15 protein-coding genes are annotated in these 12,737 nt (G+C 69.0%); 3 read left to right on the top strand and 12 right to left on the bottom strand.

Annotated features, from left to right (window positions below):
• Positions 1-46: 46 nt before the first annotated feature.
• A complete protein-coding gene (locus tag ACWF0M_RS16880) occupies positions 47-439 on the top strand; it encodes a BlaI/MecI/CopY family transcriptional regulator (RefSeq protein ID WP_452236581.1) in 393 nt (130 codons plus the stop codon).
• On the top strand, positions 436-1,341 hold the full coding sequence (locus ACWF0M_RS16875) for a M56 family metallopeptidase (protein ID WP_452236580.1): 906 nt from the start codon (positions 436-438) through the stop codon (positions 1,339-1,341). The genes ACWF0M_RS16880 and ACWF0M_RS16875 overlap by 4 nt, the downstream gene beginning before the upstream one ends.
• On the opposite strand, the gene ACWF0M_RS16870 is transcribed toward ACWF0M_RS16875, so the two are convergent.
• The 4 genes from ACWF0M_RS16870 to ACWF0M_RS16855 all read right to left on the bottom strand — a co-directional run bounded on the left by ACWF0M_RS16870 (position 1,334) and on the right by ACWF0M_RS16855 (position 4,362).
• A complete protein-coding gene (locus ACWF0M_RS16870; protein ID WP_452236579.1) occupies positions 1,334-1,894 on the bottom strand; it encodes a dihydrofolate reductase family protein in 561 nt (186 codons plus the stop codon). The two genes, ACWF0M_RS16875 and ACWF0M_RS16870, sit on opposite strands and share 8 nt — an antisense overlap.
• 148 nt (positions 1,895-2,042) lie before the next feature.
• Positions 2,043-3,134 carry a threonine aldolase family protein gene (locus tag ACWF0M_RS16865; RefSeq protein WP_452236578.1) on the bottom strand — a complete coding sequence of 364 codons (1,092 nt, stop codon included), beginning with the start codon at positions 3,132-3,134 and terminating at the stop codon, positions 2,043-2,045.
• A gap of 30 nt (positions 3,135-3,164) precedes the next feature.
• Positions 3,165-3,836: an anti-sigma factor family protein gene (locus tag ACWF0M_RS16860; RefSeq protein WP_452236577.1), complete on the bottom strand. Its 672-nt coding sequence runs from the start codon at positions 3,834-3,836 to the stop codon at positions 3,165-3,167.
• On the bottom strand, positions 3,829-4,362 hold the full coding sequence (locus tag ACWF0M_RS16855; protein ID WP_452236576.1) for a sigma-70 family RNA polymerase sigma factor: 534 nt from the start codon (positions 4,360-4,362) through the stop codon (positions 3,829-3,831). Before ACWF0M_RS16855 ends, ACWF0M_RS16860 begins: the two co-directional genes overlap by 8 nt.
• A gap of 158 nt (positions 4,363-4,520) precedes the next feature.
• Between ACWF0M_RS16855 and ACWF0M_RS16850 the strand changes: the two genes are divergently transcribed.
• Positions 4,521-4,844: a nuclear transport factor 2 family protein gene (locus ACWF0M_RS16850; protein ID WP_452236575.1), complete on the top strand. Its 324-nt coding sequence runs from the start codon at positions 4,521-4,523 to the stop codon at positions 4,842-4,844.
• Between the two features lie 111 nt (positions 4,845-4,955).
• Here the strand turns inward: ACWF0M_RS16850 and smc are convergent, their stop codons facing one another.
• From smc to rsmD, 8 genes are all read right to left on the bottom strand, one after another.
• Positions 4,956-8,516: a chromosome segregation protein SMC gene (smc, locus tag ACWF0M_RS16845; protein ID WP_452236702.1), complete on the bottom strand. Its 3,561-nt coding sequence runs from the start codon at positions 8,514-8,516 to the stop codon at positions 4,956-4,958.
• Positions 8,517-8,796: 280 nt separating this feature from the next.
• A complete protein-coding gene (locus ACWF0M_RS16840; RefSeq protein WP_238151152.1) occupies positions 8,797-8,952 on the bottom strand; it encodes a hypothetical protein in 156 nt (51 codons plus the stop codon).
• A gap of 188 nt (positions 8,953-9,140) precedes the next feature.
• Positions 9,141-9,995 (bottom strand): bifunctional DNA-formamidopyrimidine glycosylase/DNA-(apurinic or apyrimidinic site) lyase, encoded by an 855-nt coding sequence (gene mutM / locus ACWF0M_RS16835; protein WP_452236574.1) that lies wholly within the window; start codon positions 9,993-9,995, stop codon positions 9,141-9,143.
• On the bottom strand, positions 9,996-10,727 hold the full coding sequence (rnc, locus tag ACWF0M_RS16830; RefSeq protein WP_131291812.1) for a ribonuclease III: 732 nt from the start codon (positions 10,725-10,727) through the stop codon (positions 9,996-9,998).
• Positions 10,728-10,742: 15 nt separating this feature from the next.
• Positions 10,743-10,934: a 50S ribosomal protein L32 gene (gene rpmF / locus ACWF0M_RS16825; protein WP_130387616.1), complete on the bottom strand. Its 192-nt coding sequence runs from the start codon at positions 10,932-10,934 to the stop codon at positions 10,743-10,745.
• A gap of 91 nt (positions 10,935-11,025) precedes the next feature.
• Positions 11,026-11,541, bottom strand: a complete 516-nt coding sequence (locus ACWF0M_RS16820) for a YceD family protein (protein WP_452236573.1) — start codon at positions 11,539-11,541, stop codon at positions 11,026-11,028.
• A gap of 129 nt (positions 11,542-11,670) precedes the next feature.
• Complete coding sequence (coaD, locus tag ACWF0M_RS16815) at positions 11,671-12,141, bottom strand: pantetheine-phosphate adenylyltransferase (RefSeq protein WP_452236572.1); 471 nt, start codon at positions 12,139-12,141, stop codon at positions 11,671-11,673.
• Positions 12,134-12,694, bottom strand: coding sequence for a 16S rRNA (guanine(966)-N(2))-methyltransferase RsmD (gene rsmD, locus ACWF0M_RS16810; protein ID WP_452236571.1), 561 nt, complete (start codon positions 12,692-12,694; stop codon positions 12,134-12,136). The genes coaD and rsmD overlap by 8 nt, the downstream gene beginning before the upstream one ends.
• Between the last annotated feature and the right edge of the window lie 43 nt (positions 12,695-12,737).

Here is a 12,737-nt window from a genome sequence, read left to right as displayed (position 1 = left end):
TAGATGCTAGCGTGGATCTACTACGACGTGTAGTTATACTCGTCACGTGGCGAGTGAGGACAAGGCACCAAGGCCCCTGGGTGACCTGGAACGCCTGGTGATGGAGCAGCTCTGGGCGGCGTCGGCCGCGCTGACCGTGCGTGAGGTGCACGAGCAGCTCGCCGGCACCCGAGAGCTGGCGTACACCACCGTGATGACCGTTCTGGACCGGCTGGCGAAGAAGAACCTGACGGAGCGCGAGCGCGACGGCAAGGCCTGGCGCTACCGCGCCGCTGCACCACGCGAGGAACTGGCCGCCGATCTGATGCGGGACGCACTCGACCGTGCGGGCGACCGGCGCGAGGCACTGGTCCGTTTCGTCGGGCAGGTGTCCGACGAGGAAGCGGCACTGCTCCGCGAGGCGCTGTCCCAGCTGGACGACCAGGAGCAGACGGGGTGACCACCGCGGTCCTGCTAGCCGTACTGGCGCTGGTGCTGACCGGCCCGGCACCGGCTCTGCTGGCTCGTTCCGCCTGGCCCTACCGGGTCCCCCGCGCCGCAGTCATCCTGTGGCAGGCGATCGCACTGGCCGCCGTACTGGCTGCGCTAGGTGCTGGTATCGCGTTGTCGTACTCGATTGCTGGACGGCCAGGTGAGCCACGGTTCGATCCGTCGTCGGCACGGGACCTGGTGGCGGCGGCGATCCTCGCCATGGTCGCTCTGGTCGTAGTGCGACTGCTGTGGGCGGTAGGACGCGTAGCGGTCGGTACGCGGGCACGGCGCAAGCGGCACCGCGATCTGGTCGACGTACTGGCCACACCGGACGGGCTGATCCCAGGACTGCGGGTGCTGGCCGAGGAGACTCCGCTGGCCTACTGCTTGCCGGCACTGCGTGGCGCGCGGGTTGTCGTCTCCGTCGGCGCGTTGGACCGGCTCGACGACAGTGAGCTGAAGGCTGTCCTCGCACACGAGCAGGCGCACCTGCGGGCTCGGCACGACCTGGTGCTGGAGGAGTTCACCGCGCTGCACCACGCCTTCCCACGCTGGGTACGCAGTGACGTTGCACTGGAGCAGGCACGCACACTGGTCGAGCTGCTCGCCGACGACGACGCCCGCCGCCGCAACGGTCCACGTCCACTGGCGCGTGCGCTGGTCGCGCTCGCCGGTGCACCTGCACCAGAGGCCGCCCTGGCCGCAGCCAAGTCCGCCACGGTGCTGAGAGTGCAACGCCTCGCTGGCCCGGCTGCCAACGAGTCCAGGCTCTCCGCGGTCACGTACGCCGCAGCAGCCGCTCTCCTGGTCCTGCCGACGATCACCATCGCCGCACCGATCGTGAAGGCGATCGTCGACGCAGTCAGCTGATCGGCCGGTAGCGCACGAGTACGCCGCCTACACCCCACGGACGCGCCTCGATCAGCTCCAGGCCCACTGGCGAATCGCCGGACGGGAACGCGCTCTTCCCCGCACCCAGCAGGATCGGGCAGATCCGCAGCTGCACCTCGTCGATCAGCCCGGCCAGCAGCAGCGACTGGAACAGCGTGATGCTGCCCCACAGGATGATGTCCTTGCCGGTCTGCTCCATCTTGAGCTCACGCACCGCGTCCAGGTCCCGGATCACCAGACCAGGCTCGTACGCACCCCAGGGCGCACGGTCCAGCGTCGTCGACACCACGACCAGCCGCAGCGCGTTGAGCTTCTCGGCGATCGGCTCGTCGGCCGACGCCTCGGTCGGCCAGAACTGCGCGAACAGCCGGTACGTCTCGGCACCCAGCAGCATCGTGTCGACACTCTCGAGCAGTGCGAGGTTGTCGTTGTCCGGATGCGCGCTGATCGCGTCGAAGAACTCCAGTCCGCCGTCCGGCCCCGCGGCGTACCCGTCGAGCGTCACGTACTCCTGGAAGATCAGCCGCCTCATCCAGCGAGGCTACCCGAAATGCTTCCCTTCGCCCCGAGCTACCGCCAGGAGCACCAGCCCCGACAGAACCAGCAGAACCACCATGGTGACGACGAATATCAGCACTTCTCTCCCCGGATCCCCAACCCCAACACAGTTCCTGACGTACTCAGCGTGCCAGAAGTTCCCCGAACGCCTTGCCGATCTCGTCGACCTGCCATTCCAGCGACGTCGGCGTCATCACCAGCTCGACCCACGACCACCCAGGTACGTCGGCCGGCTGCCACGGACCGCACAGCGCCTCGTGCGTCCGCTCCATCCGCTCGACGGCGGTCTGCTCGATCGAGTCCGCGGCGCGCGGCGCGTAGACCCGGAACGAGTTGGTGTGCGGCGGCTCCGGGAAGACGCGGAATCCTTCGCTCTGCAAGGTCATTGCGACCTCGACGGCCCGCTGGTGCAGGTCGTCCATCAGCGGCAGTACGGTGCGGAGTCCGTTGCGCGCGGACACGGCGTACGGGAAGAGCGAGTACAGGTTGCCGCCGAGCCGGCGCTGCCACCGCCGTACCTCTGCGATCACGTCCTCGGGCCCGGCGAGCGCTGCACCGCTGATGCCGCCCAGCACCTTGTAGAACGACACGTACACCGTCGACGCCAGCGCCGCGATCTCAGCCAGGCTGTGCCCCAGGTACGGCGTGCTCTCCCAGAGCCGCGCGCCGTCGAGATGCAGCGGTACGCCTCGCTCCGCACAGGACTCGGAGAACACGACCAGCTCGTCCCAGGTCGGCAGCACGAACCCCGCGTCCCGCAGCGGCAGCTCCAACGTCACTGCGGCCAGGTTGCCCGGGATCGCCGCCAACTCGTCCGGTCGCGGCTGACGCGGTTCTGACGTCAGCCGCTCGATGCGCAGCTGGTGTACCTCTTCCAGCGCGTTCAGTTCGTGCACCAGCAGGTGCGCGAGCCCGTGGACTGCTACCCGGCTGGTGCCCGCGCGGTCGGCGTACACCCGCAGTACACCCTGCTGGGCCAGGATGCCGGTCGGCAGGAACACCGCGGCCGGCTTGCCCAGCAGCTCGGCAACCTCCTGCTCCAGCGCGGCTACCTCACCACCGTTGCCGTAGACATCGACCAGGTCGTCGGTGGCGACCTCCGCGAGCTGCCGCAGCCGGTCCGCGGCCGGCACTCGCCGCTGGGTCAGCCAGCGCTCACAGTTGTCTGCCGCGTTCTTCCGGCGCTCTCGCAGGTCCTCGGAGGTAGTAGCCACAGCTCCATCCTCTCGTGTCCCGCAACTGTGTTAGATCGTGGCTGTTACTACGTGCTTTCCCTCGACGGTTCTGATCTCCACCGAGCGCACCTGGTCGAGCGGAATCAGTACGCCGCCGCCGAACGCGCTTCGGCTCTTGGCAGCCTTCTCCGACACCACCCAACTGCCTGCTGTCCAGCTCCCGCCGGACTTGTCGGTAACGACCATCTCGCACTGGTCACCGGCCTTCAGACCGCTCAGCTGTACCTCCACCCAGCTCCATCCCGCCCGTGGCTCCACCGTGGCGGCCATGGTGACGCCAGTGGTCGTGTCGGACGTCGTGACCTGCTTGGAGCCGGCGACAGGCTGATCGGGACCCGGTGCAGTAGACCGGCCGAGTACGACGCCCCCGCCGAGCGCACCAGCCACCACGACAACCGCGGCGGCGATCAAAAGCCAACGGGACCGGCGCTTGGGGGTTTCCTGGGGCTCCCGGATCTCCCGCAGTGTGCGCTGCAGCAACAGGTCGCCACCCTCGGGTGGTCCCTCCAGGAACGCCTCCGGCGGCACCTCTCCCAGGAAGTCTTTCATCTCGGTCAGCTCAGCCAGCTCCTCGCGGCAGTCCGCACAGGTCGCCAGGTGCTCGTCGACAGCCGCTACCTCGGCCGGCTCCAGAGCGCCGAGGGCGTAGGCGCCCAATTGCGTACGGTCGTGCTCACTCATGGGCCACCTCCGCTGCTTTCCCTGCCATCACCGCGCGCAGAGCTCGGAGGGCGTAGTACGAACGCGATTTCACGGTACCGGGTGGAACACCCAGCTCCTTGGCAGCCTCAGCGACCGACCGGCCGCGGTAGTACAGCTGCACGAGTACTTCGCGGTGCTCGGGCGACACCTTGTCCAGTGCGTCCAGCACCACCATGGTGTTCACGACGGACTCGGAGTGGTCCCCCGTGACCGGTGGCTTGTCCACCACGTCCGCCACCTCGGTCGGACGCGCCGCACGAGCACGCGCCCGGTCAGTGACCAGATTGCGCGCCACCGTCAACAGCCAGCCCCGCACCGACCCTCTGCCGCTGGTCAGGTCGTCCGCGTGCTTCCAGGCCCGCAGCAACGTCTCCTGTACGACGTCCTCGGCCGCGGCTCGGTCTCCGGTGAGGCGGGTCGCGTACGCGAGCAGGCTGCGGCCGTGTTCGGCGTACAGCGCACGGATCAGGGTCTCGGCGTCGTGCGGCCCTGGGTTGTCACCCACCGACCGCACGATACCGGGATCGGCTGGTGCCCACACCACGACCGGGCCAGTCAGGTCAGTAGCCGTAGCCATTACCGCTCCCCGGTCAGGTCCGCACGTCACCCGCCACACGTGCGAAACCACCGACCGGTTCAAACGGGAGCGATATCGTCGTCGGCATGAGCCAAGAGATTCCCGCAGCGGTCCAGCGCGCGCTCGACGCGATCGACGCCCTGGACAACGACGCGTTCGTGGCAGCGTTCGCCGCGGACGGCTACGTGAACGACTGGGGCCGCGAGTTCCGCGGCCACGACCGGATCCGCTCCTGGAGCGAGAGCGAACTGATCGGCAAACGCGCCACCTTCACCGGCACCCAGGTCAGCACCCCCGGCAACCCGCTGACCATCCGCACCGAGGTCGGCGGCGACGGCTTCAACGGCCCGTCCCACTTCACCTTCGCCATCGAAACCGACCAACTCACGTCAATGACGATCACCGCGTGACCCAGTTCCGGCTGAGCCGCTGCAGCAGGCGGAGGGTCTGTGATCAACCCATCGGGGCTCGGCACAGGCAATAGCTTGTTCACGGCCCCCCGGGAGTGTCTCCAGACCGGGCTACACCCGTTCGGGTTCGCGGATGCGTTGGGAGATGACGGCGGAGACGCCGTCGCCGCGCATCGTGACGCCGTACAGGGCGTCGGCGACCTCCATGGTGCGTTTCTGGTGGGTGATGACCAGGAGCTGGCTGTTCTCGCGGAGTTCCTCGTAGATCTCCAGCAGGCGGCCGAGGTTGGTGTCGTCCAGGGCGGCCTCGACCTCGTCGAGGATGTAGAACGGCGACGGGCGGGCCTTGAACAGCGCGACCAGGAACGCGACCGCGACCAGCGAACGCTCACCACCGGACAGCAGCGACAGCCGCTTGACCTTCTTGCCCGGCGGGCGCGCCTCGACGTCGATGCCGGTGGCGAGCATGTCGTCGGGGTCGGTCAGCACGAGCCGTCCCTCACCACCCGGGAACAGCCGGCTGAAGACGTGCTCGAACGCGGTCTCGACGTCCCGGTACGCCTCGGTGAAGACCTGCTCGACCCGGTCGTCGACCTCCTTGACGATGTCCATCAGGTCACGCCGGGACTTCCGCAGGTCCTCGAGCTGCTCGGAGAGGAACCGGTGCCGCTCCTCCATCGCCTCGAACTCCTCGAGCGCGAGCGGGTTGATCTTGCCGAGCTGGTTCAGCGCACGCTCGGCCTGCTTGAGCCGCTTCTCGACCTTGGTCCGGTTGAACGGCTCACCCTCGAGCTCCAGGGTGTCGTCGTCACCGGTCGTGGGCAGCGGCGGCACCAGCTGGTCCGGTCCGTACTCCGTGACGAGTGCGTCCACCTCGATACCGAGCTCGCCGAGCGCCTTCTCATACAGCTGCTCCAGGCGCATCTTCTGCTCGGCACGGGCCAGCGCGTCCCGGTGCACGGTGTTGGTCAGCTGCTCCAGCTCGGAGCTGAGGTTCCGCGTCGCGGAGCGTGCCTGGGCGAGCGCCTGCTCCCGGTCCGCCCGCTGCGCCTGGATCGCCGACCTCTCAGAAGCCGCCAGCTGCAGCGACGACTCCAGCCGCGCCAGCACGTGACCAGCAGCCAGGTGTACGGCGTTCGCAGCCTCGGCCTGCCGCGCCCGGCGTGCCGCCCGCGCGATCGACCGGGCCCGCGCCTCGCGTTCCTGCCGGGCCGCGCGCTCCAGCGAGTCCGCGCGACCGGACAGCGCCCGGGCCCGCTCCTCGGTGGTCCGCAGCGCCAGCCGCGCCTCCATCTCAGCCGCACGCCCTGCCTTGGCCTCCTCGGCCAGCCGGTCGCGCTGCGACGTGTCGGGCTCGTCGCCGTCCTCGTCGAACGCCTCGGCGTCCATCAGCCGCTCTTCGAGCTCGGCCAGCCCGGTCAGGTTCCGGTCGCGCTCCTCCTCGGCGGCCGCGATCGCCTCCGCCATCCGCTCGGCCTCGCCGCGGGACGCCTTCGCCAGCGATCCGAAGTGCCCGAGCTGCTCTGCCACCGCCGCCATCGATGCGTCCGACTCGTGCAGCCGGGCCAGCGTGATCTCGACGGACTCCTTCTGGCGGCTCCGCTCGTCCTCCATGCCCTGCAGCTCGAACCGCAGCCGCTCGCTCCGCGCGGTCGCCTCGGTCAGTTTCTCCGACGCCTCGTCGACCGCGGACTGCACCTCGATCAGGCTGGGTGCCGCGTCCGACCCGCCGTACGCGAAATGCGCACCGAGTACGTCGCCGACGCGCGTCGTACACGTGACGTCGGGCAGGTTCCGCAGAAGCGAGCGTGCCGCGTCCACGTCGTCAACGACCGCGACCTTGCGCAGCAGCCGCCGCAGAGCGGGCCGCAGCGTCTCCGGGCAGTCCACGACATCCACGGCGTACGACGCTCCGTACGGCAGCGCCGGCCACATGGCGTAGTCGTCGGCCGGGGCGTCGCCGAGAAGCATCCCCGCGCGGCCGAGGTCGTGCTCCTTGAGGTGACCGACGGCTTGCAGCGCCGCGTCGGTGTGCGTGATCGCGACCGCGTCCGCAGCCTCGCCGAGCGCCGCGGCGATCGCGGTCTCGTACCCGGGCCGCACGCTCAGCAGCGCGGCGACCGAGCCCATCAGCCCGTTGATCTGCTCCGACGCGGCCAGCAGCGCGCCGGCCCCGTCCTTGCGGTTCAGACCGAGCTCAAGTGCTTCCTTGCGCGCGGCCAGACCAGTGCGCTCACGCTCGGCGTCGCGCTCCTCGGCCCGCAGCTTCGCCAGCCGCTCGTCCAGCTCGTCGAGCACCGCCTGGGCAGCCTCGTACTGGTCGTCGAGGCCCTTCTCGCCGGCGTCCAGCCCGGCGACCTGGGTCTCCAGCGCCGTGAAGTCGTGCTGCGCCTTCGCGGCGCGTTCCTCGGCTTCGCGCCGGTTGCTGGCGAGGCGGCCGATCTCGGACTCGGCGGCGGCCGCGCGGCTCTTCAGCGCGTTCACCTGGCCGGTCAGCCGGGCCAGCCCTTCGCGGCGGTCCGCGGCGGCCCGGATCAGCGCCGAGATCCGGCGCTCCTCCTCCGCCTCCTGGGCCTCCAGTTGCTGGCGGCGCTCGACGGACTCGGCGAGCAGCTCGGAATGTGCCTCGACCTCGGCCTCGATCTGCGCCTCGGTCTCGCGGACCCGGGCCGCTTCCAGTTCGAGTTCCTCGGGGTCGCGACCGGCGCGCGGTTCGTCTGCCTCGTCGTTCAGCGACCGGATCCGGTCCGCCGCGATCCGCGCCGTACCCTTGATCTTCTCCCCGAAGCCCGACAGCTGGTACCAGGTGTCCTGGGCGGCCTGCAGCGCCGGCGCGTCCTCGCGGAGCGCTTCCTCGAGCTCGGCCTCCAGCTCACGGGCCTCGTGCAGCTTCGCCTCGGTCTCCGTACGCCGCTGCGTGAGCGCGGCCTCGTCCCGCAGCTCCGCCTCGAGCGCGGACTGCGCCTGGACGATGTCGTCGGCGAGCAGCCGGGCGCGGCCGTCGCGGACCTCCGCCTGGATCGTCACCGCTCGCCGCGCCACCTCCGCCTGGCGCCCGAGCGGCTTCAACTGACGGCGGATCTCCTGGATCAGGTCCCCGAGCCGGTGCAGGTTGCCCTCGGTGGCCTCCAGCTTCCGGATCGCCTTTTCCTTGCGCTTGCGGTGCTTCAGGACGCCGGCGGCCTCCTCGACGAAACCGCGGCGGCCTTCTGGCGTGGCGCGCAGGATCGAGTCCAGCTGGCCCTGACCGACGATGACGTGCATCTCCCGGCCGATACCGGAGTCGCTGAGCAGCTCCTGGACGTCGAGCAGCCGGCAGTTCTGGCCGTTGATCTGGTAGTCGGACCCGCCGTTGCGGAACATCGTCCGGCTGATCGTCACCTCGGCGTACTCGATCGGCAGCGCGCCGTCGGTGTTGTCGATGGTGAGCACCACCTCGGCGCGGCCCAGCGGGGCGCGGCCGGAGGTGCCGGCGAAGATGACGTCCTCCATCTTGCCGCCGCGCAGCGACTTGGCGCCCTGCTCACCCATCACCCAGGCCAGCGCGTCGACGACGTTGGACTTGCCGGAGCCGTTCGGCCCGACGATGCAGGTGATGCCTGGTTCGAAGTTCATCGTCGTCGCGGACGCGAACGACTTGAAGCCCCGGAGCGTCATGCTCTTCAGGTACAAGGCGAAGCTCTCCAACCCGTGAAAGGACAGACGGTACCGAAGGAACCGCCGTAGCTGAAAGTCGCGCTGCCGCTACCCGGGGGAAGGTGTTCCGCTTCGCAGTCTACAAAGAGATCCGCGGAATCCAGCGGAGGCCAGGCCGTTCAGAGGGAGCCCGGCGAAGGATCAAGGGTGCACAACAATCGATACTCGGTCAACCTACAACCGGCGGAGGCCCGGACGGGGGCCACCGCCGTTCTGCAGTGTTACTGCGGACGGTCGAAAATGAATCGCTGGTGCGTCAGACCGAAGCGGGAGTGCGCAGTGCCTCGTCGACGGTGAGCAGCCGACCCTCGTGGATCTGGGCCACCAGGTGGTCGTTCTCCGCCTGGAGCCGCATCACGTGCGCCTCCAGATCTGCGACGCGCCGGTTGAGCAGACGAACCTGCTCGAGCATGCGCGGGTCAGTGCCTCCAAGATGCCCTAGAAGAGCCTTGGCCATTGTGCTGTCCTCCGGAAGGGTTCTGGCCGGTCGCGCTCCGTATCGGGGTCATCAGGGAGCGCCGAAAATGTGTGCCGTCTTTCAGGGTGACACCGGCGAGGGCGACGGGTCAACCTGGGCCACGTTTATTAACGATACCTCGTTCACCAGCGGACCAGGCGCGGGACCGGTTGACATTTCGGGCACCGGTACGACGAACGGTTCATGAACGGCTCGCGACGGATCGGCCGGCCGTCCCGCGGGCACGGCGATCCCTCCTGCCCGTAGACGTTCAGGCCGCGCTCGAAGTACCCCGATTCCCCGTTCACGTTGACGTACAGGGCGTCGAAGCTGGTGCCACCAACGGTCAGCGCCTCGGCCATCACGGCGTGCGCCTGCTCGAGGATGTCCTTTATTCGTAAGGGTTTCAGCGTTTCTGTCGCCCGGGCGTAATGCAGCTTGGCTCGCCACAACGCCTCGTCGGCGTAGATGTTGCCGATCCCGCTGATCGCGGTCTGGTCCAGCAGTGCGCGTTTGAGGCCGGTCCGGCGGCGGCGGATCTTGGCCGTCGCCTCGTCCGGATCGAACAGAGGATCGAACGGGTCCCTGGCGATGTGGGCAATCTCGGCGGGCAGCTCGGCGCCGCCCTCGGAGTACGACAGACCACCGAACATCCGCTGGTCCACAAAACGGACCTCTCCGCCGCCGTCGGCGAACCGGAACCGGACGCGGAGATGCGGCTCGTCGGGCGCGCCGACCGGCTGGACCCGGAACTGGCCGCTCATTCCGAGGTGTGTCAGAACCGCGTCACCGGACGTCAGCGGCAGCCACAGGTACTTGCCGCGCCGGGCCGGCTCCGCGAAAACCTGCCCCTTGAGCCTCGAGACGAAGTCCTCCGGCCCGGCGGCGTGACGCCGTACCGGGCGGGGGTGGAGCACCTCGACGGACTCGACGGTCCGCCCGGTGAGGAACTCCACCAGGCCCCGCCGGACCACTTCTACCTCTGGGAGCTCCGGCACTCAGGGCTGCTGCGAGGGGTCCGTGCTGTCGGGATGCGCGGCGCGCAGGGCCTTCCAGGCGGTCTCGGCGGCCTGCTGCTCGGCTTCCTTCTTGCTCCGGCCGATGCCGTGCCCGTAGGTGTCGGAACCGATCCGGACCCGCGCCTCGAACGTCTTCGCGTGGTCCGGTCCGGACTCCGCGATCACGTACTCGGGGACGCCGACGCCGAGCTGGGCGACCAGCTCCTGCAGCGACGTCTTCCAGTCCAGGCCGGCGCCGAGCCGGGCCGACGACTCCATCAGGTCGTCGAACAGCCGGTGCACGACCCCGCCCGCGACCTCGAAGCCGCGGTCGAGGTAGACGGCGCCGATCAGCGCCTCGACGCAGTCGGCAAGGATCGACGACTTGTCCCGGCCGCCGGTGGCTTCTTCGCCGCGGCCGAGCCGCAGGTACTTGCCCAGCTTGAGCTCGCGGGCGACACCCGCGAGCGCACGCATGTTGACCACCGCGGCCCGTAGCTTGGCCAGTCGGCCCTCGGACAGGTCCGGGTGGTTCCGGAACAACGACTCCGTGACGATGACGCCGAGCACGGAGTCCCCGAGGAACTCCAGCCGCTCGTTGGTCGGCAGCCCACCGTTCTCGTACGCGTACGAGCGGTGGGTGAAGGCGTGCTCCAGCAGTTCGTCAGCCAGCGATACGCCGAGCCGCTGGTTCAGCTCGGCGTAGAGCCCCGTTTCGTTGGCAGAGTTCACTGTGAAGGTTGCCGTTTAGCTCTCGACGACCTGGCGGCGCTCACCCTTGGCGCCGTACTGGCCGCAGTTCGGGCAGACGGTGTGCTGCAGGTGCTTCGCGCGGCAGGCGGGGTTCACGCAGGTGACCAGCGACGGGGCAGTCGTCTTCCACTGCGCCCGGCGGCTCCGGGTGTTGCTGCGCGACATCTTCCGCTTCGGAACGGCCACGGTTATGACTCCTCGGTTCGGCCGGGGGCTGGTGGACCCGGCCGGCTCAGTCTGACGATTTCGGTACTGCGGTGGTGCGGTGGAGCTGTTTTCAGTTGTCCTGCTCGTCCTGCGTGAGCAGTCCGCCGAGGGCGGCCCAGCGTGGATCGGACCCGTCCTCGTGTTTGTGGCCGGGCTCGTCCGCCAGGCGTACCCCGCAGTCGGGGCACAGACCCGTGCAGTCGTCCGTACACAGTGGCTGGAACGGCAGTGCGAGCACCACCTGGTCCCTCAGCACCGGCTCGAGGTCGATCAGATCGCCCTCCATCCGGCTGGCCTCGTCCGGCTCGGCTTCGCTCTCCGGGTAGACGTACAGCTCCTGGATGTCAGCGAGGAACTCGTCCTCGATATCAACCAGGCACCGCGCGCACTCCCCGACCAGACGGCCGCGGGCCGTTCCGGTGACGAGCACCCCTTCGACCACCGCTTCCAGCCGTAGATCGAACTGGATCGGATCGCCTTCGGGGACGCCGATCACGTCGATTCCGAGATCCGCCGGCGCCGGGCTCGAGAAGGTGACTTCGCGTTGGGACCCTGCGCGGCGGCTCAGCTCGTGCGTATCGATCACGAGTGGGGACCGCGGGTCCAAGACGCTCAGAACATCCCTCTCAGGCGTGGGCAGGCAAGAACTCGGTCTCGTCGAGACCGGTGATCTACACTACCAACTCCCCGGCGCTCCGCCCAATCCGGGGGGAACCTACAGCTTGTTCAGTAACCGTGCGTGAACGGACGGGGTCACGAACGTGCTGACGTCGCCGCCCAGGCGGGCGATCTCCTTGACCCAGCTGGACGAGATGAACGCGTTTTCCGGGGCGGTCGGCAGGAACACCGTGTCGACACCGGTCATCCGCCGGTTCAGCTGCGCCATCTGCAGTTCGTAGTCGTAGTCGGCGGCCGAGCGCAGGCCCTTCACGATCACACCGGCGCCCTCGGCCCGGCAGTAGTCGACCAGCAGCCCCTCGAAGGTTCCGATCCGGACGTTCGGGAACGGCTCGACCAGTTCGGTGAGCATCTCGATCCGCTCCTCCGGCCCGAACAGCCGGTTCTTCGACTGGTTCACCCCGGTCGCGACGATCAGGTCGTCGAAGGCGGCAGCCGCCCGCGTGACGATGTCGAGATGCCCGACAGTGGGCGGGTCGAAGGTCCCTGGGAAAACGGCCCTAACCATGGCGGTGACCGTACCAAAGGCGCGCCTCGCCGTACTTGCGGTCTCGCAGCGCGGCGAACCCCTCGGGCCAGTCCCAGGGCTCCCGTTTCCCGCGTTCGACGACCACCACAGCGTCGTCGGCGAGCCAGCCGTGCGCCACCAGATCGGTCAGCACGTCCTGCAGCTCCTCCGTCTCCAGCTTGTACGGCGGATCCGCGAACACCAGATCGAACACCGCGGGAGCGTCACTCGCTGTCACCTTCTCGACAGGCCGGGTCAGCAGCATCGCTCCGGGCAGCCCCACGACCTTGACGTTGGCCGCGATCACCTCGGCCGCCTTCCGGTCCGACTCGACCAGCACGACCTTCGCGGCACCCCGCGACAGCGCCTCCAGCCCGATCGCGCCGGATCCGGCGTACAGGTCGAGGACCGCGAGCCCGTGGAAGGTGCCGAACTCGGACTCGAGCGACGAGAACAGCGCCTCCCGCACCCGGTCCGCGGTCGGCCGCGTCCCACTCCCCGCCGGTACGCCGATCCGCCGCCCCCCAGCCGCTCCCCCGACTATCCGCGTCACGGGGCCTCCCGTTCTGGACTGAGGAGCGGAGGGAGCGAAGCGA

It is taken from the genome of Kribbella sp. NPDC055110 (assembly GCF_053607525.1).
This window is presented reverse-complemented; position numbering and strand designations above follow the sequence as displayed.